Source organism: Pseudomonas sp. zbq_18 (assembly GCF_043102245.1).
GTDB lineage: Bacteria > Pseudomonadota > Gammaproteobacteria > Pseudomonadales > Pseudomonadaceae > Aquipseudomonas.
Genome location: NZ_JBICIT010000013.1, coordinates 376046 through 396383, shown reverse-complemented (window position 1 = coordinate 396383; position 20338 = coordinate 376046). Strand labels below are relative to the sequence as shown.

The window sequence follows — 20338 nt, the reverse complement described above, 5'->3', positions numbered from 1 at the left end:
CACCTCCTATTGTGGGCTGCCAGGCACGGCCTGCCAGCACGGAATCCCGAATGCCTCCAGCATCTGCGCGGTTTCGCACAGGGGCAGTCCGACGACTGCCGAATAACTGCCCTGCAACTGGCTGACGAACACCGCCGCCAGCCCCTGAATACCATAACCGCCGGCCTTGTCTTGGGGCTCGCCACTGGCCCAGTAGGCTTCGGCCTCACCCGCCCGCAGAGCACGGAAAAGTACCCGACTGGTGACCACCTGCGACTCGATGCGCCCGGCCGCGGCCAGCGCCACGGCGGTCAGCACCTGATGCTCGCGCCCCGCCAGGGCAGCCAGCATGCTCAACCCTTCTGCGCGATCCGCAGGCTTGCCCAGGATACGTCCGTCCAGCACCACCGCCGTATCGGCGCCCAGCACCACAGCAGCGCCGGTCTGCTCAAGCGTAGCCAATCCGGCCAGCGCCTTCTCCCGCGCCAGGCGCTCTACATAGCCATGTGCAGGCTCGTCGGGCAAAGGAGTTTCATCTATGGAGGCGATCAGCGGAGTGAAAGAAACACCGATCTGTGCCAGCAGTTCACGCCGGCGGGGGGAACCCGAGGCCAGGTAAAGCGTGGCCATGCAGACATCTCCCTGTCGAGGAATGGAGGAGCGGCCTTGTCAGTTGACCGCAAAGCGTTGCTGCAGCCCACGCAGAATGGCGAACACCCAGGGCCAGAGCAAGGCGCTGATCAGTGCCGGCAACACAAACAGAAGTGTGGGCAGGCGGTTTCCAGTCAGCGCGTTAAGCCACAACTGCACAAGTTGGGCCAAACCGAATACCACCAGCAACACCAGACTCTGCTGCCACATGGGAAACATGCGCAAGCGGCGCTGCAGGGACAGCACCAGGAACACGATCAGGGTCAGGATCAGGGCGTTCTGGCCGAACAAGGAGCCGTACAGCACATCCTCCACCAGGCCCAGCCCCCAGGCACTGACCATGCCCAGGCGGTGCGGCAGAGCCAGCACCCAGTAGCTCAACACCAACGCCAGCCACAGCGGGCGACCGACCTCCATGAACTGCGGCATGGGCGCCACGCTGAGCAGCAGCGCGAGCAACAGACTGCACCAGATTACCCAGCCATTGCGCGAGCGGGCCACCATCACTGACTCTCCTGTGTGGTTGCCGGTACGGCAGGCTCATCACGCCCCGGCACCGGTGCAACTTCACCCGGCGTCACGGCCGGCACTGCAGCATCAATTGCCTCCTGGGCCTCGGCGGCCTCGGTGGCGCGTTCTTCAGGGCTGCGCGCATCGGTGAACACCAGCAGCATGTAGCGGCTGCGATTGAGCGCCGCCGTGGGAATGGCGCGCACAATGGCGAAGGGCTGACCAGAGTCATGAACCACCTCGCTCACCGAGGCCACCGGATAACCGGCCGGGAAACGCTGCCCCATTCCGGAGCTGACCAGCAGATCGCCTTCCTTGATATCCGCCGTGTCGGCCACATGGCGCAGCTCCAGGCGCTCCGGGTTGCCGGTACCAGCAGCGATGGCGCGCAGGCCATTGCGATTCACCTGCACCGGAATGCTGTGGTTGGTATCGGTCAGCAGCAACACGCGCGAGGTGTAGGGCATGACTTCGACCACCTGCCCCATCAGGCCGCGAGCATCGAGCACCGGCTGGCCAAGGAACACGCCATCCTTCTCGCCCTTGTCGATCAGGATACGGTGGGTAAAGGGGTTGGGATCGACGCCGATCAGTTCGGTGACCAGCACCTTCTCATCAACCAGGGCCGCCGAGTTGAGCAACTCGCGCAAGCGCACGTTCTGCTCGGTGAGGGTCGCCAGCTTCTGCAGGCGGCCCTGCATCAGCAGCCCCTCGGCCTTGAGCCTCTCGTTCTCCGCCAGCAGTTCGCTGCGACTGCTGAACTGCTGCGCCACACCTTCCCACAGGGTCAGCGGCAAACGGGCAACCTGATAAGCCGGTGCGGTGATCACACCCAGCTGAGCGCGCAACGGCTGCAGCACATCGAGCCGCGCATCCACCACCATCAGCACGGCCGATAGCACGACCAGCACCAGCAGTCGTACGCCCAGCGAGGGCCCCTTGGCGAATAGCGGTTTGATAGCGCGTCCCCTTATGCAACGGCGGAAAGTGCGACAGCCAGAAAACAGAAAGCCGGAAGAAAGAGCTTCCGGCTTCCACAGCTTACCTCAGGCTCACTCGGTGGAGAGCAGGTCCATGGAATGACGATCCATCATCTCCAGGGCACGGCCACCACCACGGGCGACGCAGGTCAGCGGGTCTTCGGCCACGATCACGGGCAGGCCGGTTTCCTGGGCCAGCAGCTTGTCCAGATCGCGCAGCAGGGCGCCACCACCGGTCAGCACCAGGCCGCGCTCGGCGATGTCGGAGGCCAGCTCCGGCGGAGACTGCTCCAGGGCGCTCTTCACGGCCTGAACGATGGTCGCCAGCGACTCCTGCAGAGCCTCCAGCACCTCGTTGGAGTTCAGGGTGAAGCTGCGCGGCACACCTTCAGCCAGGTTACGACCGCGGACATCGACTTCACGTATTTCGCCGCCGGCATAGGCGGTGCCGATTTCCTGCTTGATGCGCTCGGCAGTGGATTCGCCGATCAGCGAACCGTAATTGCGGCGCACGTAGGTAATGATGGCTTCGTCGAAGCGGTCACCACCGACCCGCACGGATTCGGCGTAGACCACGCCGTTGAGCGAGATCAGGGCGATTTCGGTGGTGCCACCACCGATGTCGACGACCATCGAGCCGCGGGCCTCTTCGACTGGCAGCCCGGCACCGATGGCGGCTGCCATCGGCTCTTCGATCAGGAACACTTCGCGGGCACCGGCGCCCAGCGCGGATTCACGGATGGCACGGCGCTCGACCTGGGTCGACTTGCACGGCACGCAGATCAGCACGCGCGGCGACGGCTGCAGGAAACTGTTCTCGTGAACCTTGTTGATGAAGTACTGCAGCATCTTTTCGCAGACGCTGAAGTCGGCGATCACGCCATCTTTCATCGGGCGGATCGCGGAGATGTTGCCCGGGGTACGACCCAGCATGCGCTTGGCCTCGGTACCCACGGCAACCACGCTCTTCTGGTTGTTGCCGCTGGTACGAATGGCGACCACGGATGGCTCATTGAGGACGATGCCGCGCTCGCGCACATAAATCAGGGTATTGGCAGTGCCCAGATCGATCGACAGATCGCTGGAAAACATGCCACGCAGTTTCTTGAACATGGGGAGAAAACCCTAGACAGAGCGTGGTGAAAAACGCTGGGTAAAAAAGTGCGGCAAACTCTAACAACGAGCAGCCTTTTGGGCAAGGCGGCGGTTGTGCTAAATTGCCCGCTTTTCCGGGCCTTATAGGCCCCAAAATCGCGGCCTTTGACCACCTCAAGCGGCATCCGTTCCCGCCCGCTCCCGCCCGGTCACCGCTCGTCCCTGGAGAATCACGATGGCGCTCGAACGCTCCGACGTGGAAAAAATCGCCCATCTGGCCCGCCTGGGCCTGACCGAGGCGGAAATTCCGCAGACCACCGCCACCCTCAACAACATCCTCGGCCTGATCGACGCCATGCAGGCGGTCGACACCGCGGGGATCGAGCCGCTGGCCCATCCGCTGGAAGCCACCCAGCGCCTGCGTGCCGACACCGTCACCGAGCAGAATCAGCGCGATGCCTACCAGGCCATCGCCCCGGCCGTGGAAAGCGGCCTGTTCCTCGTGCCGAAAGTCATCGAATAAAAGGAAAGGGTTTCCCATGCATCAACTGACCCTGGCCGAGATCGCCCGCGGCCTGAAGGACAAGACCTTCTCTTCCGTCGAGCTGACCGAGAGCCTGCTGGCGCGCATCGCCCAGCTCGACCCACAGCTCAACAGCTTTATCACCGTCACCGAAGAGCTGGCCCGCGAGCAGGCGAAAGCCGCCGACGCTCGCCGCGCGGCGGGTGAAGACGGCGCCCTGCTCGGCGCGCCGATCGGTCACAAGGACCTGTTCTGCACCCAGGGCGTGCTGACCAGTTGCGCCTCGAAGATCCTCACCGGCTTCAAGGCGCCCTACGACGCCACCGTGGTCGACAAGCTGACCGCCGCCGGCAGCGTGACCCTCGGCAAGCTGAACATGGACGAGTTCGCCATGGGCTCGGCCAACGAGTCCAGCCACTACGGCGCGGTAAAGAACCCCTGGGACCTGACCCGCGTACCGGGCGGCTCCTCCGGCGGCAGCGCTGCGGCCGTGGCCGCGCGCCTGCTGCCGGCCGCCACCGGCACCGACACCGGCGGCTCGATTCGCCAGCCAGCGGCGCTGACCAACCTCACCGGGATCAAGCCGACTTACGGCCGCGTCTCCCGCTGGGGCATGATCGCCTACGCCTCCAGCCTCGATCAGGGCGGCCCGTTGGCGCGCACCGCCGAGGACTGCGCGCTGCTGCTCGGTGCCATGGCCGGCTTCGATCCGAAGGATTCGACCAGCGTCGATCAACCGGTCGACGACTACCTGGCCAGCCTGAGCCAGCCGCTGGCCGGCCTGCGCATCGGCCTGCCCAAGGAATACTTCGGTGCCGGCCTGGATGCGCGCATCGGCGAGAAGGTCATGGCCGCGGTCGAGGAACTGAAAAAGCTCGGCGCCACGGTCAAGGACATCAGCCTGCCGAATATGCAGCACGCCATCCCGGCCTACTACGTGATCGCCCCGGCCGAGGCCAGCTCCAACCTGTCGCGCTTCGATGGCGTGCGCTTCGGCTACCGCTGCGAGAACCCGAAAGACCTGCAGGACCTGTACAAGCGCTCGCGCGGCGAAGGCTTCGGCGCGGAGGTGAAGCGGCGCATCATGGTCGGCACCTATGCGCTCTCTGCCGGCTACTACGACGCCTACTACATCAAGGCCCAGCAGATTCGCCGCCTGATCAAGAACGACTTCGTCGCCGCCTTCAACGACGTCGACGTGATCCTCGGCCCGACCACGCCCAATCCGGCCTGGAAGCTCGGCGAGAAGAGCGCCGACCCGGTCTCGGCCTATCTGGAAGACATCTACACCATCACCGCCAACCTGGCCGGCATCCCGGGCCTGTCCATGCCCGCCGGCTTCGTCGACGGCCTGCCGGTCGGCGTGCAGCTGCTGGGTAACTACTTCCAGGAAGCACGCCTGCTCAACGTTGCCCATCAGTACCAGCAGGTCACTGACTGGCACACCCAAGCACCGACTGGTTTCTGAGGAATAGACAGATGCAATGGGAAACCGTGATCGGGCTGGAAATCCACGCCCAGCTCAGCACCCAATCGAAGATCTTCTCCGGCAGCGCCACCACCTTCGGCGCCGAGCCCAACACCCAGGCCAGCCTGGTTGACCTAGGCATGCCCGGCACCCTGCCGGTGCTGAATGCCGAAGCGGTGCGCATGGCCTGCAAGTTCGGCCTGGCCATCGACGCGCATATCGCGCCGAAGAACGTCTTCGCCCGCAAGAACTACTTCTACCCGGACCTGCCCAAGGGCTACCAGACCAGCCAGATGGACGATCCCATCGTCGGCAAGGGCCACCTGGACATCACCCTGGAGGATGGCACCACCAAGCGCATCGGCATCACCCGCGCGCACCTGGAAGAGGACGCCGGCAAGAGCCTGCACGAAGACTTCCACGGCATGAGCGGCATCGACCTGAACCGTGCCGGCACGCCGCTGCTGGAGATCGTCTCCGAGCCGGACATCCGCTCGGCCAAGGAGGCCGTGGCCTATGTGAAGGCCATCCACGCCCTGGTGCGTTACCTCGGCATCTGCGACGGCAACATGGCCGAAGGCTCGCTGCGCTGCGACTGCAACGTCTCGGTACGGCCGAAAGGCCAGGCCGAGTTCGGCACCCGCGCCGAAATCAAGAACGTCAACTCGTTCCGCTTCATCGAGAAAGCCATCAACCATGAAGTGCAGCGCCAGATCGAACTGATCGAGGACGGCGGCAAGGTGGTGCAGGAAACCCGCCTGTACGACCCGAACAAGGACCAGACCCGCTCCATGCGCAGCAAGGAAGAAGCCAACGACTACCGTTACTTCCCCTGCCCCGACCTGCTGCCGGTGGTGATCGAGCAGAGCTTCCTCGACGAAGTGCGCGCCAGCCTGCCGGAGCTGCCGGTGCAGAAGCGCGAGCGCTTCGAGGCGCAGTTCGGCCTGTCCAGCTACGACGCTACCGTCCTGGCCGCCAGCCGCGAGCTGGCCGACTACTTCGAGGCGGTCAATGCCGTGTGCGGCGACGCCAAGCTGGCCGCCAACTGGGTGATGGGCGAGCTGTCCAGCCTGCTCAACAAGGAAGGCCTGGAGATCGAGCAGTCGCCGGTCTCGGCCGAACAGCTGGGCGGCATGATCCTGCGCATCAAGGACAACACCATCAGCGGCAAGATCGCCAAGATGGTGTTCGAGGCCCTGGCCGCCGGCGAAGGTGCAACGGCCGACGAGGTGATCGAGAAGAAGGGCCTCAAGCAGGTCACCGACTCCGGCGCCATCGAGAAGATGCTCGACGAGGTGCTGGCGGCCAACGCCGAGCAGGTCGAGCAATACCGCGCCAGCGACGAAGCCAAGCGCGGCAAGATGTTCGGCTTCTTCGTCGGCCAGGCGATGAAGGCCTCGAAAGGCAAGGCCAACCCCGGTCAGGTGAACGAACTGCTGAAAAAGAAGCTCGAATCCTGAGTCACACACAACGCCGGGCCTGCCCGGCGTTGTGTCATCTACCGCCAGGGAATGCTTATGCACCGTGTTCTGCTACCCCTCGCCATCCTGCTGCTGAGCGGTTGCGCCAGCCAGGGCCAGATCAATCCTCACGGCTACCGCGCCGAAGGCCAGGCCTCCTGGTACGGGGCAAAGCACCAGGGCAAACCGACCGCCAGTGGTGAGCGTTTCGACCAGAACGCCCTGACCGCCGCCCACCGCCAGTTGCCGTTCGGCACACGTGTACAGGTCACCCACCTGGGCAATGGCCGCCAGGTCACGGTACGCATCAACGACCGCGGCCCGTTTACCAAGGGCCGCATCATCGACCTGTCGCGCCGTGCTGCCGAGCAGCTGGGCATGCTGCGCCAGGGTGTAGCCCCCGTGCGCATCGAAGCCCTCGCCGACTGACACAAAGCGATACACCCGGCGCTGGCGCCGCCGGAGCCAATGAATAAGCTATGCCGACTTTTTTGGAGCCTCAGCATGACCCTGATGACCTTTGTCTACCTGATCGCCGGCCTGGTGTTGCTGGTCGCCGGTGCCGAGGTGCTGGTACGTGGCGCCGCCAAGCTGGCCGCGCAGTTCGGCATCCCGCCGCTGATCATCGGCCTCACCGTGGTCGCTTTCGGCACCAGCGCGCCGGAAACCGCAGTCAGCGTCCAGGCAGCCTGGAATGGCAGCGGCGACCTGGCCATTGGCAACGTGATTGGCAGCAACATCGCCAACGTCCTGCTGATCCTCGGTGTCACCGCCCTGGTCGCGCCGCTGCTGGTCTCGCGCCAGCTGATCCGCCTGGACGTACCGATCATGATCGGCGCCAGCCTGGTGACCTATGCCCTGGCCTATGACGGCCAGCTCAGCCGCCTGGACGGCGCCCTGCTGTTCGCTGGCGTGGTGTCCTATACCGCCTTCCTGATCATCAGCAGCCGCCGCGAGAAGAAAGCCGAAGGCGCCGACGAGTTCGAAGACGAGTACGGCCTGCGCGAGCCTGCCAAGCCCCATGCCTGGGTCATCAACCTGGGGCTGGTGATCGCCGGTCTGGTGCTGCTGGTCAGTGGCTCCAACTTTCTGGTTGAAGGTGCGGTGCAGCTGGCACGCGCCCTGGGCATGTCCGAACTGGTCATCGGCCTGACCGTGGTCGCCATCGGCACCTCGTTGCCGGAGCTGGCCACCTCGGTGATGGCTGCGTTCAAGGGCGAGCGAGACATCGCCGTGGGCAACATCGTCGGCAGCAACCTCTTCAACCTGCTCTGCGTCCTGGGCCTCGCCTCGCTGGTGGCGCCCAGCGCGATTCCGGTCGCCGCCAACGCCCTGGCCTTCGACTTCCCGGTGATGATCGCCGTGGCCATCGCCTGCCTGCCGATCTTCTTCAATGGCTACAGCATCAACCGCTGGGAGGGCGCGCTGTTCGTCGTCTACTACGCCATCTACACCACCTACCTGATTGCCAACAGCAATGAAGCGCCCTGGCTCGACGCCTTCCAGCACGCCATGCTGACCTTCGTCCTGCCGCTGACCGCCATCACCCTGATGGTGATCGGTGCCCGCGCCTGGCACAAACAACGCTAAGGAGAACGCCGCATGTCCGACCATGCCAAACAGGGTGAGCAGGTTCGCCGCGAAGTGATGGGCGATGCCTTCGTCGATCGCGCACTCGGCAACGCCACCGAATTCACCCAGCCGCTGCAGGACTTCGTCAACGAACATGCCTGGGGCGGCGTCTGGACGCGCGGCGTGCTGGAACGCAAGACCCGCAGCCTGATCACCCTGGCCGCACTGACTGCGCTGAAGTGCCCACAGGAACTCAAGGGCCATGTACGTGGCGCACTGAACAACGGCTGCAGCGTGGAGGAGATCCGCGAGGCCCTGCTGCACTGCGCCGTATACGCCGGCGTACCGGCCTGCATCGACGCCTTCCGCGCCGCTCAGGAGGTGATCGACGCCTGGCAGGCCGAGCAGGCGTAAACCGCAGGCAAAGTCAGACTTCGCCCGCAAGCGCCTCGCTGTTCTGCGCCGGGCTCGGCAGCTCTAGCCGCTGCGCCGGGTCGTCCAGCCGGGTCAAGGTGCCCTCCACCAGGGCACCGTTCTCCATACTCAGCTGGCGGTAACAGATATTGCCGCGCACCCGCGCATTGGAATGCAGCTCCAGCAGGTGCTCGACCACCAGGTCGCCGACGATGCTGCCGTCGATCAGCGCATCGTGACTGCTGACATTACCTTCGATACAACCGCCCGCACTCAGCGCCAGCAGGCTGGCGGTGCCCGGTTTGTGCCGTACATTGCCGCGCACCTTGCCGCTGACCTTGAGACCGCCCTCGAACTCCAGATCGCCATTCAGCGCCAGGTTGTCGGAAATCAGACTGGAAAATTTGTCGACGGACACCCGCGGTGCCGCTTTCTTGCTGTTGAACATCCCTAAACTCCCGGATGGTGATTAACGCTCTTGCTGCTTCCGGAAGAACGCCAGATCGGTTTTCAGTTTTTTCACTTGCGCCGCCAGGTCGCCATTGCGCCGCACCAGCTGCTGCTGAATGCCCACGGCCTCGCGCTGCTGCATGTCGAGTTGCGCCAGGCGAGCCTTGAGTTGCCGGTTTTCCTCCTGCACAGCCTCCAGGCGCCGCAGCTGCTCACTGTCCTGGCGCAGGTGCAGACTGAAGGCCAGCCCCAGAAAGGCCAGCAACAGCAGGAAGAGCAAGGCACTGCGCCAGCGCCCACGACCATGCCCAATCTGCAGGCGGTGCTCGCCGCGCAACAGCTCACGGGTCGACAGTGCCTTAGTCATGCGCCTGCGCATCGCTGTCGTAAGGCATGTCAGCCAGTGCCAGGAAACGCTGCGGGTCGACGAAACGGCCATGGCGCATCACTTCGAAATGCAGGTGCGGCCCGGTAGAGCGCCCGGTGGATCCGACCGCTGCGATGCGCTGGCCCGGAGTGACCACATCCCCGGCCTTCACATAGAAACGCGACAGGTGCGCGTAGCGGGTGACCAGACCATTGCCGTGGTCGATTTCCAGCAGCTTGCCGTAACCGTTGTGCCATCGCGCGGAGCGCACCCGCCCACCGGCGGCAGCCAGCACCCGAGTGCCGCTCGCCACAGAGAAATCCAGGCCGGAGTGGAAAGCCAGACGCTTGTTGAACGGATCGACACGATTGCCGAAGGATGAGCCCAGGCGTGCACCCTCCACCGGGCGATGCGAGGGAATCGCCATCAGCGCCGCATTACGGTTGGCGACCCGCTCCAGCAGATGATCGAGCGCACCACGCAGGCAACGGGCAGTTGTCTCGCTGCGCCGCAGGTCTTCCAGGGACTGGCTGTCTCGCGGCAGACTGGCCGCGGCACAGCCGCGCGGCGGCAACAGCACCCCCCCCTTGCCGCCTACGGGAATGGCCGGCGCCAGCTCAGGTATCAATGCCGGATCGAGCGCGGAGACCTGTTCGCTCAGGCTCTTGTGCTCGATCAGCATGCGGCGCAGCAGCAAAGCATCCGCTTCCAGGGAACGCAGGCGACCCACCAGCTCACCCACGCGGGCCAGGGCAAAGCGCTCCTCGGCTGGCGCCGCAGCACTTACCGCGCCATCCGCATGGACCTCAGGCGCGCCAAGGCCCTGCCCCAGCCAGACGCCACCGGCAAACGCACCGATATTGCACAACAGCAGCAGCGCCAGCCCCGGTAGTAGCAGGCGGCGCGGGTTGACGACCCGAATGGTGTCGCGGGTAAGAGACCGACTAGACGGCGAGATGAACTTCATAGTGGCTTCCCGGAAAACAGTTCGGTCTGCCTAGTGAGGCAGCCCGTCGAATGGCGCACGGGAATTTGCCGTAAATCGAAGATCGTTTCTGCGGCCTGCTGGGCGATTATGACAATTAACCGGCGTTGGTTTGCCGGCACCCAGTTCACCTCAGGCTCAGATCCAGCCGCCCCACTGCAGCACCAGCAGACCGATATTGATGGTCAGCACCGCCATCAGCGTGGTGATGACGATGATGGTGCTGGCCAACACGTGGTTGCCGCCGCTGGCCTTGGCCATGACGAAACTGGCCGCCGCCGTGGGGCTGGCGAAATAGAGGAACAGGATGCCCAGCTCAGCATTGCGAAAGCCGCACAGGAAGGCCCCCAGGGTAGCCAGCAACGGCAGCCAGACCATCTTCATCAGGCTGGCACTCAGGGCCAGGCTACTGCCCTCGCGCAGGGCCGCCAGCGACAGCGTGCCACCGATGCAGATCAGCGCCAGCGGCAGGGTCATGCTGGCGAAGTAGTCGCCCGAGGTAAGCAGCCAGGCCGGCAGCTTGACCTGCCAGTAAGCGAAGGGAATGGCAGTCACCACGCCGATGATCAGCGGGTTGGTCAGGATGCTCCTGAGAATGCTGCGCAGGTCGGCCTTGGCCTCACGGCTATAGACCGCCAGGACGATGGCCGACAGGGTGTTGTAGGCCAGGATCACCACGCCACCGAGCACGCCGCCGACCGACAGGCCATAGTCGCCATACAGGCTGGTAGCCAGGGCCAGGCCGAGGATGCCGTTGTTGCCGCGAAACGCACCCTGGGTGTAGACGCCGCGCTCCGGGCGCGGCACCCGCAGGATGGCCCAGCCCCAGGCCAACAGGAAGGTGAAGATGGTCGCCAGCAGGAAGTAGCCAAGCAGCGCCGGCTGCAGTGCAGCCTGCAGGTCGGCATGCAGGATGGCGAGAAACAGCATGACCGGCATGGTGCCCTTGAACACCAGGCTGGACGCGGTGTCGATGAAGCGCGTGTCGATCCAGCCCAGACGCTTGAGCGCCACGCCGACAAACAGCATGGCGAAGACCGGCGCAGTGACGGCAAGGGTCTGCTGAACGACAGCGAGCATAGTGGCCCCACGTATTTGATTAGGGGGCTAATGATACTCGCCGAATGCGGAAAAAACCTTTCGCCAGGCTTTCGACTTAGGTCGGGGTGGTGCGCTCAGCGCCTGACCGGGCGCTTCTGCAGTTTGCGCTGCAGGGTGCGCCGGTGCATGCCGAGCGCTCGCGCGGTGGCGGAGATATTGCCCTCGTGCTCGGCCAGCACGCGCTGGATGTGCTCCCATTGCAGGCGGTCCACCGACATCGGGTTTTCCGGCACCAGGGTTTCCAGGTCGGCATGCTCGGAGAGCAGCGCGGTCAGCACGTCGTCGGCATCGGCCGGCTTGCACAGGTAATTGGTGGCGCCACGCTTGATCGCTTCCACGGCGGTGGCGATGCTGGAGTAACCGGTGAGAATCACCACACGCATTTCGGCATCCAGCTCCAGCAGCTTGGGCAGCAGCACCAGGCCGGAATCGCCCTCCATTTTCAGATCGAGCACGGCGTAGTCCGGCAGGTCCTCCTTGGCCAGGGCCAACCCCTCTTCCGCCGAGTTGGCCACGCTCACGCGCAGACCGCGACGATCCATCGCGCGCGCCATCACTCGGGTGAAGGTGGGATCGTCGTCCACCAGCAGCAGGTGCGGCTGCTCTTCCTGTTCGTGCAGTAGTTCGTCAGACATGCTCATCTCCAAGCCGGGGCAGCCGCAGTTCCGTCAGCGTGCCGCCTTCTTCGTGGTTGTAGAGTTTCACCGAACCGCCGGCCCGCGTCACGCTGGCCTGGCTGAGGAACAGGCCGAGGCCGAACCCCTTGCCCTTGGTGGTAAAGAAGGGTTTGCCAAGCTGTTCCGCAATGGCCAGTGGCACTCCGGCCCCCAGATCGCGGATGCTCAGGTTGATCCAGTCCTCGTCCCAGTCCAGGCGGATATCCAGCTTGTCCGGGCAGGCATCGGCGGCGTTGTTCAGCAGGTTGAGCAGCGCCTGGGTCAGGTCGGCCGGCGGCAACAGGCGCGGCACCGCGCCGGAACCCAGGCACTGGAAACGGTAGGTGGCCTCGGGGCGCATCAGGTGCCAGCGATTGAGGGTGCTCTCCAGCCATTGCACGGCGGTCTGCTCGAATACCGCCTGACGGCGGTCGGCCTCGGCGGCGCGCACCAGTTGCTGCAGGGTTTCCTTACACAGCTTGACCTGCTCCTGGAGCAGCGCCAGATCGTCCTGCAACACCGGCTTGTCGCGATATTCCTGGCGCAGCTCCTTGAGCAGCACGCTCATGGTCGCCAGCGGCGTGCCCAGCTCATGGGCGGCGCCGGCGGCCTGGGTGGCCACGGCCAGCAGTTGCTGGTCGCGCATACCCTCTTCGCGGCGCAGCGCCAGCAACTCATCCTGGCGACGTAGCGCACCGGCCATCTTGGCGGCGAAGAAGGTGATCAGCACCGCCGCCATCGCCACCGACAGCCACATACCGTAGATCAGCAGCGACTCGCGCTGCCCCAGCGGGATATCCAGCGGATGCGGCCAGAACAGCAGTACCGTGTAGCCGGCCAGGCCCAGGCCACAGAGCGCCATGGTGTGCAGCCAGGGCAGGGTCGCCGCGGCGATGGTCAGCGGCACCAGGTAATAGGACACGAAGGGGTTGGCCGGCCCGCCCGAGTAGTACAGCAGCACGCTGTGGATCACCAGGTCGCAGGCCAGCTGGATGGTGTATTCCAGCTCGGTCACCGGCCACGGCCCGCGCAGGCGCAGGGCGGTGAACAGGCACAAGGCCAACGACACGGCGAGGGTCACGCACAGCGCCAGCCAGGGCAGCGGCACCATACCGGACAGATAGGCGATACCCACCGAGCCGGCCTGGGCAGCCAGGACCAGCAGGCGGATAAGGGTCAGGCGCCAGAGGTTCTGCCGGCTGGCGGACAGTAATTGCACCGGGGCATAGATAGAGGTCGTTGGCATGCCCGCGAGTATAACCAGAGGGCCGGGGCAGCCGCCTGCCTGCGGCAACCGGACGCACAGGCTGCCAGCCTCAATAGGGGGCGGTAGCAACTGCCACCCGCGGATCTGTTAAATCGCGGCTGAAGCCGCTCCCACGGGGCATATCCGGTTTTTGTGGGAGCGGCTTTAGCCGCGATGGACTCCCGGATAACACCGTTCGGATGAAACGGCGTACCGCTCAGTGCCATCCTCAGAACACAGGGTCTGAAACAAACGCCGCACAAATCCTGCGAACCGCCGTTAACCCGAACAGTCTGATCGTTTCGTCAACTACCAGGACAACCACCCGCAAGGAGTCCCCATGCCCCCATTCAACCGCCTCGCCGCCACCTTTGCCCTCGGCCTGGCCACGTTCGCCAGCCTGCCGGCCCTGGCCGACGAGCCCCACTACAACCAGGTGTCGCTGCGCGCCGAAGTCAGCCAGGAAGTGGCCCACGACCGCATGGTCGTCACCCTCTACACCGAAGCGCAAAGCGACGACCCGGCCGAGCTGGCCGCTGGTGTGAGCAAAACCCTCAATGCCGCCATCGAGCAGGCGCGCAAGGTGCAGGGCGTGAAGGTCAGCCTGGGCAGCCGGCAGAGCTACCCGGTGTACGAGGACGAAGGCCGCAAGATCGGCGCCTGGCGCGAGCGTGCCGAACTGCGCCTGGAAAGCGCCGAGTTCGCCCGCCTGTCGCAGCTGTCCGCCGATCTGCTCGGCGAGCTGAAGATGGCCGACATGAGCTTCGCCGTGGCCGAAGACACCCGCAAGACCAGCGAGGACGCACTGATCAAGCAAGCAGTCGAAGCCTTCAAGGCCCGTGCCCAACTCGCCACCGAAGCCATGGGCGGCAAGAGCTACAAGGTGGTCAACCTGGCCCTCAACGGTGGCGGATTCCAGCCGGTGATGCCGATGCGCGCCATGGCCATGGACCGCGGCAGTTTCAGCAAGAGCGAGGCGGCTCCGCAGATCGAGGCCGGCACCAGCCGCATCCAGCTGAGCGCCGACGGCACCATCGAAGTGCAGCTGCCCTGACCGAACGGACAGGTGTCACCGCCGCAAGCGCGGTGCCACCTGTTGCGCAACCGACCGATCCTGTCGAGATTGCGACACGCGCTTACAACTTCATCACAACTACTAAACTGACCGACGCTCCAGGCTTGCGACAGGCACATGCCCTGCATAGCTTCACGCAAGGTGCTCACAAGGCACCCCTCACGATGACAACCACAACAAACATGAGGTCGACATGCGTAAGAACGCCGTTATCCAGGCTCTCCTCGCCGCTGGGCTGATCGCCAGCGCGCCCCTCGCCAGCGCCGCCAGCAGCCTGGTGTTCTGCTCCGAAGGCAGCCCCGCCGGGTTCGACCCGGGCCTGTACACCACCGGCACCGACTTCGATGCCGCAGCCGAGACCGTCTTCAATCGCCTGACCCAGTTCGAGCGCGGCGGCACCGCCGTGATCCCCGGCCTGGCCGAGAAGTGGGAGGTCACCCCGGATGGTCTGACCTACACCTTCCACCTGCGCCCGGGCGTGAAGTTCCACAGCACCGATTACTTCAAGCCGAGCCGCGAGTTCAACGCCGACGACGTGCTGTTCACCTTCGGCCGCATGCTCGACAAGGAGCACCCCTTCCGCAAGGCCTACCCCTCCGAGTTCCCCTATTTCACCGACATGGGCATGGATGCCAACATCGCCAAGCTCGAAAAGCTCGACGACCTGACCGTGCGCTTCACCCTCAACGAGGTGGACGCCGCCTTTATCCAGAACCTGGCGATGAGCTTCGCCTCGATCCACTCCGCCGAGTACGCCGACCAGTTGCTCAAGGCCGGCAAGGCCGCCGACATCAACCAGAAGCCGATCGGCACCGGCCCGTTCGTGTTCAAGCGCTACCAGAAGGACGCGCAGATCCGCTTCACCGGCAACCAGAACTACTGGAAGCCGGATGATGTGAAGGTCGATAACCTGATCTTCGCCATCAACACCGACGCCTCGGTGCGCATGCAGAAGCTCAAGGCCGGCGAATGCCACATCACCCTCAACCCGCGTCCAGCCGACCTCGACGCGCTGGCCAAGGACCCGAACATCGTCATGCCCTCGCAGCCGGGCTTCAACGACGGCTACATCGCCTACAACGTGACCCACGCCCCGCTGGACAAGCTGCAAGTGCGCCAGGCGCTGGACATGGCGGTGAACAAGCAGGCGATCATCGACGCCGTTTACCAGAGCGCCGGCCAGCTGGCCGTCAACGGCATGCCGCCGACCCAGTGGTCCTACAACGACAGCATCAAGGACGCCGGCTACAACCCGGAAAAAGCCAGGGAACTGCTCAAGGCCGCTGGCGTCGCCGAGGGCACCGAAATCACCCTGTGGGCCATGCCGGTGCAGCGCCCGTACAACCCCAACGCCAAGCTGATGGCCGAGATGCTGCAGGCCGACTGGGCCAAGGTCGGCATCAAGGCCAAGATCGTCACCTACGAGTGGGGCGAGTACCTCAAGCGCTCCAAGGCCGGCGAGCATGACGCCATGCTGATCGGCTGGAGCGGCGACAACGGCGACCCGGACAACTGGCTGGGCACCCTGTACGGCTGCGATGCGGTCGATGGCAACAACTTCTCCAAGTGGTGCTACGAGGACTACGACAAGCTGATCAAGGCCGCCAAGCGCACCACCGACGTGGCCGAGCGCACCCAGCTGTACAGGCAGGCCCAGGTCATCCTCAAGGAGCAGGTGCCGATCACCCCGATCGCCCACTCCACCGTGTACCAGCCGATGCGCAAGAACGTGCAGGACTTCAAGATCAGCCCGTTCGCACTCAACTCCTTCTATGGCGTGGGCGTCGGCAAGTAAGCCGGCCACCGGGCGGCATGCGCCGCCCGGCTCCGCCACAGAAGGACGCACTCATGCGCAGCGAGTAGCACGGATGCAATCCGGGAAGCACTCCCCCGGATTGCATCCGGCTACAGGCTCACCGCCCTAAGGACCCCCGATGCGTCGAGACCTGCTCTCCCTCGTCCTTTGTCTCCCCTTCTACGCCCACGCGCAGTCCCTGGTGGTCTGCAGCGAGGCCAGCCCGGAGGGCTTCGACATCGCCCAGTACACTGCCGCCACCACCGCCGACGCGTCGGCGGAAACGGTGTACGAGCGCCTGGTGCAGTTCGCGCCCGGCAGCACCCGCCTGGTACCGGCCCTGGCCGAGCGCTGGGAGATCAGCGACGACGGCCTGCGCTACACCTTCGAGCTGCGCCGCGGCGTGCAGTTTCACCAGACGCCCTGGTTCAAGCCCACTCGCGACTTCAATGCCGATGACGTGCTGTGGAGCTTCCAGCGCCAGCTGGACAAGCAGCATCCCTGGCACGCGCTGTCGCCGCGCGGCTTTCCCTATTTCGAGGCGATGAGCTTCGGCGAGCTGATCGACAAGGTCGAAAAGCTCGACGACTATCGCGTGCGCTTCACCCTGAAACACCCCGAAGCCCCCTTCCTGGCCGACCTGGCCATGGGCTTCACCTCCCTCTATTCCGCCGAGTACGCCGGGCAGCTGCTCGCCGCCGGCACGCCGGACAAGCTCAACATCCAGCCCATCGGCACCGGGCCCTTCGTCTTCCAGCGCTATGCCAAGGATGCCCAGGTGCGTTTCACCGCCCACCCGACCTACTGGGCCGGCAAGCCGGAGATCGACAAGCTCATCCTGGCAATCACCCCCGACCCCAACACCCGCCTGCAGCAACTCAAGGCCGGCGTCTGCCAGATCGCCCTGCACCCGCGCCCGACGGATATCCCGGCACTGCGCCAGGAGCCCGGGCTCAAGGTGCTGGAGCTGGACTCGCTGCTCACCGCCTACGTGGCCCTCAACACCCGGCACAAGCCGCTGGACGACGTGCGCGTGCGCCAGGCCATCAATCTGGCCTTCGACCGCCAGGCCTACCTGCGCGCCCAGTACGGCGAGGGCAATGCCAGCCTGGCCGTGGCGCCTTATCCGGCCACCCTGCCTGGCTTCGACCAGGGCCAGCAGCCCTGGCCGCTGGACCCGGCTCGCGCACGCCAGCTGCTGAGCGATGCCGGTCATGCCCAGGGTCTGAAACTGTCGATCTGGACCCGCCCCGGCGGCGGCCCGACCAACCCCAACCCGGGGATCGGCGCGCAGATGCTGCAGGCCGACCTGGCCGCCATCGGCATTCAGAGCGAAATCCGCGTGTTCGAGTGGGGCGAGCTGATCAAGCGCGCCAAGAACGGCGAGCACGACCTCGTCTTCATGGGCTGGGCCGGCGACAACGGTGACCCGGACAACTTCCTTACGCCCAACCTGTCCTGCGCCGCCGCCGAGTCCGGTGATAACCAGGCCGGCTGGTGTCACAAGGAGTTCGACCTGCTGGTGCGTGAGGCCCGCCGGCTGACCCAGCCCGAACGCCGCGCCGCCCTGTACCGCGAGGCCCTGGCGATCTTCCACGAGCAGGCTCCCTGGATTCCCCTGGCCCATCCCAAGCAGTTCGCCGTGCTGAACAAGGATGTCGAAGGTTTCATCCTCAACCCCATGGGCTCGAACAATTTCGCCCAGGTGCGCAGAGTGAAGTGAACCCAAGAGCACGATTTGCCCCTATAACCATCAGCCCCACAAGGGCACCGACCTGATGATGCGGAGTACCACCACGCAATGCTGTCGTTCATAGCCAGACGCCTGGGGCTGCTGATCCCCACCTTCTTCGGCGTCACCCTGCTGACCTTCGCCCTGATCCGCCTGATTCCCGGCGACCCCGTGGAAGTCATGATGGGTGAGCGCCGGGTCGACCCCGAAATGCACGCCGAAGCCATGCACCGCCTGGGCCTGGATCAGCCGCTACCGGTGCAATACCTGAACTACATCGGCCAGCTCGCCCAGGGCGACCTGGGCCAGTCGCTGCGCACCCGCGAAGGGGTGTGGGACGAATTCCTCACCCTGTTCCCCGCCACCCTGGAGCTGGCCCTGGCCGCGCTGCTGTTCGCCGGCACCCTGGGGGTCATCGCCGGGGTGGTCGCCGCGCTCAAGCGCGGCTCGCTGTTCGACCACGGGGTCATGGGCCTCTCGCTGACCGGCTACTCCATGCCGATCTTCTGGTGGGGCCTGCTGCTGATCATGTTCTTTTCCGTGTACCTGGGCTGGACCCCGGTGTCCGGGCGTATCGACCTGCTCTACGACATCGAACCGAGAACCGGCTTCATGCTGATCGACAGCCTGCTCAGCGAAGAAGAAGGCGCGTTTGCCGATGCGCTGATGCACCTGATCCTGCCGGCCATCGTGCTGGGTACCATTCCCCTGGCGGTGATCGCCCGGATGACCCGCTCGGCCATGCTCGAAGTGCTGCGCGAGGACTACATCCGTACCGCCCGTGCCAAGGGCCTCTCCCCCGCCCGCGTGGTGTTCGTCCACGGCCTGCGCAATGCGCTGATCCCGGTGCTCACCGTGTTCGGCCTGCAGGTCGGCGCCCTGCTGTCCGGCGCAGTGCTGACCGAGACCATCTTCTCCTGGCCAGGCATCGGCAAATGGCTGATCGAGGCCATCGGCGCCCGCGACTACCCGGTGGTGCAGAACGGCATCCTGCTGATCGCCTGCCTGGTGATCCTGGTCAACTTCGTCGTGGACATCCTCTACGGCCTGGTCAATCCACGCATCCGCCACCAGCGCTGAGGAGCATGCCGATGAATTGCTTGCTATGGGATCGTTCCAGGCCGAAGTACCTGAGCATCGACACGCCACTAAGCTCCTTGCATCACGTGGGAGCGGCTTCAGCCGCGATTGTCAGCACACACATCGCATCGCGGCTAAAGCCGCTCCCACAAGGAGACGGCCACCCCGTCGATTGGGTCGGGCCACGCAGGTTGAGCGCAGCGAAGTCCAACGGACGAGGTGCGCTATGACGGCTTCGACCACCCCGATCGACCAAAGCCTGCTCTACCCCTCGCCGCTCAAGGAGTTCTGGCAGGCCTTCGCCCACAACAAGGGCGCCGTCGGCGGCCTGCTGTTCATGCTGCTGATCGTGTTCTGCGCGCTGTTCGCGCCCTGGGTCGCGCCCTTCGACCCCAGCGAGCAGTTCCGCGACGCCCTGCTTACGCCGCCGGCCTGGTTGGAAGGCGGCCAGGCGCGCTTCCTGCTGGGCACCGACGAAGTCGGCCGCGACATCCTCTCGCGCCTGATCCACGGTGCGCGGCTGTCGCTGCTGATCGGCCTGGCCTCGGTGGTCATGTCGCTGCTGCCGGGCATCCTCCTCGGCCTGGTCGCCGGGTTCTATCCGAACCTGCTCGGCCCTTCGATCATGCGCCTGATGGACATCATGCTGGCCCTGCCCTCGCTGCTGCTGGCCGTGGCCATCGTCGCCATCCTCGGCCCCGGGCTGATCAACACGGTGATCGCCATCGCCATCGTCTCGCTGCCCTCCTACGTGCGCCTGACCCGCGCCGCGGTGATGAGCGAGCTGGGCCGCGACTACGTCACCGCCGCGCAGTTAGCCGGCGCAGGAAGAATGCGCCTGATGTTCATCACCGTGCTGCCCAACTGCATGGCGCCGCTAATCGTGCAGGCCACATTGAGCTTCTCCTCGGCCATTCTCGACGCCGCCGCCCTGGGTTTCCTCGGCCTGGGCGTACAACCGCCGACTCCCGAGTGGGGCACCATGCTGGCCTCCGCGCGCGACTACATCGAGCGTGCCTGGTGGGTGGTCTCGCTACCGGGCCTGACCATTCTGCTCAGCGTGCTGGCGATCAACCTGATGGGCGACGGGCTGCGCGATGCGCTCGACCCAAAACTGAAGAATGCGCAGTAAGGAGCCCGCCATGCGAAACCCAGTAGCCCGGACTTCAGTCCGGGACAACCCGACCAGCGCTCCCGGA

The 20338-nt window shown here is 65.1% G+C and carries 21 protein-coding genes; 11 read left to right on the top strand and 10 right to left on the bottom strand.

The genetic code is table 11. The features are described 5' to 3' along the window. Positions 1–6: 6 nt before the first annotated feature. From ACF8C6_RS11445 to mreB, 4 genes are all read right to left on the bottom strand, one after another. Entirely contained in the window at positions 7–609 is a 603-nt protein-coding gene (locus ACF8C6_RS11445) for a Maf family protein (protein WP_392499391.1), read from the bottom strand. A gap of 39 nt (positions 610–648) precedes the next feature. Further along, the gene (gene mreD, locus ACF8C6_RS11440; RefSeq protein WP_392499390.1) at positions 649–1134 is read right to left on the bottom strand and encodes a rod shape-determining protein MreD; all 486 of its coding nucleotides are present in this window, start codon (positions 1132–1134) and stop codon (positions 649–651) included. Further along, positions 1134–2051 carry a rod shape-determining protein MreC gene (gene mreC, locus ACF8C6_RS11435; RefSeq protein WP_392499389.1) on the bottom strand — a complete coding sequence of 306 codons (918 nt, stop codon included), beginning with the start codon at positions 2049–2051 and terminating at the stop codon, positions 1134–1136. Before mreC ends, mreD begins: the two co-directional genes overlap by 1 nt. A 141-nt stretch (positions 2052–2192) precedes the next feature. After that, positions 2193–3233, bottom strand: coding sequence for a rod shape-determining protein MreB (gene mreB, locus ACF8C6_RS11430; protein ID WP_277689147.1), 1041 nt, complete (start codon positions 3231–3233; stop codon positions 2193–2195). Between the two features lie 217 nt (positions 3234–3450). Between mreB and gatC the strand changes: the two genes are divergently transcribed. From gatC to ACF8C6_RS11400, 6 genes are all read left to right on the top strand, one after another. Further along, positions 3451–3738, top strand: a complete 288-nt coding sequence (gatC, locus tag ACF8C6_RS11425) for an Asp-tRNA(Asn)/Glu-tRNA(Gln) amidotransferase subunit GatC (RefSeq protein ID WP_392499388.1) — start codon at positions 3451–3453, stop codon at positions 3736–3738. A gap of 16 nt (positions 3739–3754) precedes the next feature. Next, positions 3755–5206, top strand: a complete 1452-nt coding sequence (gene gatA, locus ACF8C6_RS11420; RefSeq protein WP_392499387.1) for an Asp-tRNA(Asn)/Glu-tRNA(Gln) amidotransferase subunit GatA — start codon at positions 3755–3757, stop codon at positions 5204–5206. An 11-nt stretch (positions 5207–5217) separates the two neighbouring features. Then, entirely contained in the window at positions 5218–6666 is a 1449-nt protein-coding gene (gene gatB / locus ACF8C6_RS11415) for an Asp-tRNA(Asn)/Glu-tRNA(Gln) amidotransferase subunit GatB (protein ID WP_392499386.1), read from the top strand. Positions 6667–6723: 57 nt separating this feature from the next. Next, a complete protein-coding gene (locus tag ACF8C6_RS11410) occupies positions 6724–7095 on the top strand; it encodes a septal ring lytic transglycosylase RlpA family protein (RefSeq protein ID WP_392499385.1) in 372 nt (123 codons plus the stop codon). Between the two features lie 75 nt (positions 7096–7170). Further along, positions 7171–8256 (top strand): calcium/sodium antiporter, encoded by a 1086-nt coding sequence (locus ACF8C6_RS11405; protein WP_392499384.1) that lies wholly within the window; start codon positions 7171–7173, stop codon positions 8254–8256. Positions 8257–8268: 12 nt separating this feature from the next. Further along, positions 8269–8652 carry a carboxymuconolactone decarboxylase family protein gene (locus ACF8C6_RS11400; RefSeq protein WP_392499383.1) on the top strand — a complete coding sequence of 128 codons (384 nt, stop codon included), beginning with the start codon at positions 8269–8271 and terminating at the stop codon, positions 8650–8652. A 13-nt stretch (positions 8653–8665) separates the two neighbouring features. Here the strand turns inward: ACF8C6_RS11400 and ACF8C6_RS11395 are convergent, their stop codons facing one another. The 6 genes from ACF8C6_RS11395 to ACF8C6_RS11370 form a co-directional block, all read right to left on the bottom strand. Continuing rightward, the gene (locus tag ACF8C6_RS11395; protein ID WP_277689140.1) at positions 8666–9100 is read right to left on the bottom strand and encodes a polymer-forming cytoskeletal protein; all 435 of its coding nucleotides are present in this window, start codon (positions 9098–9100) and stop codon (positions 8666–8668) included. A gap of 21 nt (positions 9101–9121) precedes the next feature. Then, positions 9122–9469, bottom strand: a complete 348-nt coding sequence (locus tag ACF8C6_RS11390; RefSeq protein WP_392499381.1) for a hypothetical protein — start codon at positions 9467–9469, stop codon at positions 9122–9124. Continuing rightward, the gene (locus ACF8C6_RS11385; RefSeq protein ID WP_392499380.1) at positions 9462–10436 is read right to left on the bottom strand and encodes a M23 family metallopeptidase; all 975 of its coding nucleotides are present in this window, start codon (positions 10434–10436) and stop codon (positions 9462–9464) included. The genes ACF8C6_RS11390 and ACF8C6_RS11385 overlap by 8 nt, the downstream gene beginning before the upstream one ends. 156 nt (positions 10437–10592) lie before the next feature. Further along, positions 10593–11534: an AEC family transporter gene (locus ACF8C6_RS11380; RefSeq protein ID WP_392499379.1), complete on the bottom strand. Its 942-nt coding sequence runs from the start codon at positions 11532–11534 to the stop codon at positions 10593–10595. A 95-nt stretch (positions 11535–11629) separates the two neighbouring features. Then, positions 11630–12190, bottom strand: coding sequence for a response regulator transcription factor (locus tag ACF8C6_RS11375; RefSeq protein WP_277689136.1), 561 nt, complete (start codon positions 12188–12190; stop codon positions 11630–11632). Beyond that, positions 12183–13442, bottom strand: coding sequence for an ATP-binding protein (locus tag ACF8C6_RS11370; protein WP_277689244.1), 1260 nt, complete (start codon positions 13440–13442; stop codon positions 12183–12185). The genes ACF8C6_RS11375 and ACF8C6_RS11370 overlap by 8 nt, the downstream gene beginning before the upstream one ends. A gap of 355 nt (positions 13443–13797) precedes the next feature. On the opposite strand from ACF8C6_RS11370, the gene ACF8C6_RS11365 reads away from it, so the two are divergent. From ACF8C6_RS11365 to ACF8C6_RS11345, 5 genes are all read left to right on the top strand, one after another. Further along, the gene (locus ACF8C6_RS11365; RefSeq protein ID WP_392499378.1) at positions 13798–14511 is read left to right on the top strand and encodes an SIMPL domain-containing protein; all 714 of its coding nucleotides are present in this window, start codon (positions 13798–13800) and stop codon (positions 14509–14511) included. 214 nt (positions 14512–14725) lie between these two features. Then, positions 14726–16327 (top strand): ABC transporter substrate-binding protein, encoded by a 1602-nt coding sequence (locus tag ACF8C6_RS11360; protein ID WP_392499377.1) that lies wholly within the window; start codon positions 14726–14728, stop codon positions 16325–16327. 139 nt (positions 16328–16466) lie between these two features. After that, positions 16467–18050, top strand: coding sequence for an ABC transporter substrate-binding protein (locus ACF8C6_RS11355; RefSeq protein WP_392499376.1), 1584 nt, complete (start codon positions 16467–16469; stop codon positions 18048–18050). A gap of 78 nt (positions 18051–18128) precedes the next feature. Further along, positions 18129–19139 (top strand): ABC transporter permease subunit, encoded by a 1011-nt coding sequence (locus tag ACF8C6_RS11350; RefSeq protein ID WP_392499374.1) that lies wholly within the window; start codon positions 18129–18131, stop codon positions 19137–19139. A 226-nt stretch (positions 19140–19365) separates the two neighbouring features. After that, positions 19366–20271, top strand: coding sequence for an ABC transporter permease subunit (locus ACF8C6_RS11345; RefSeq protein WP_392499373.1), 906 nt, complete (start codon positions 19366–19368; stop codon positions 20269–20271). Positions 20272–20338 lie beyond the last annotated feature (67 nt).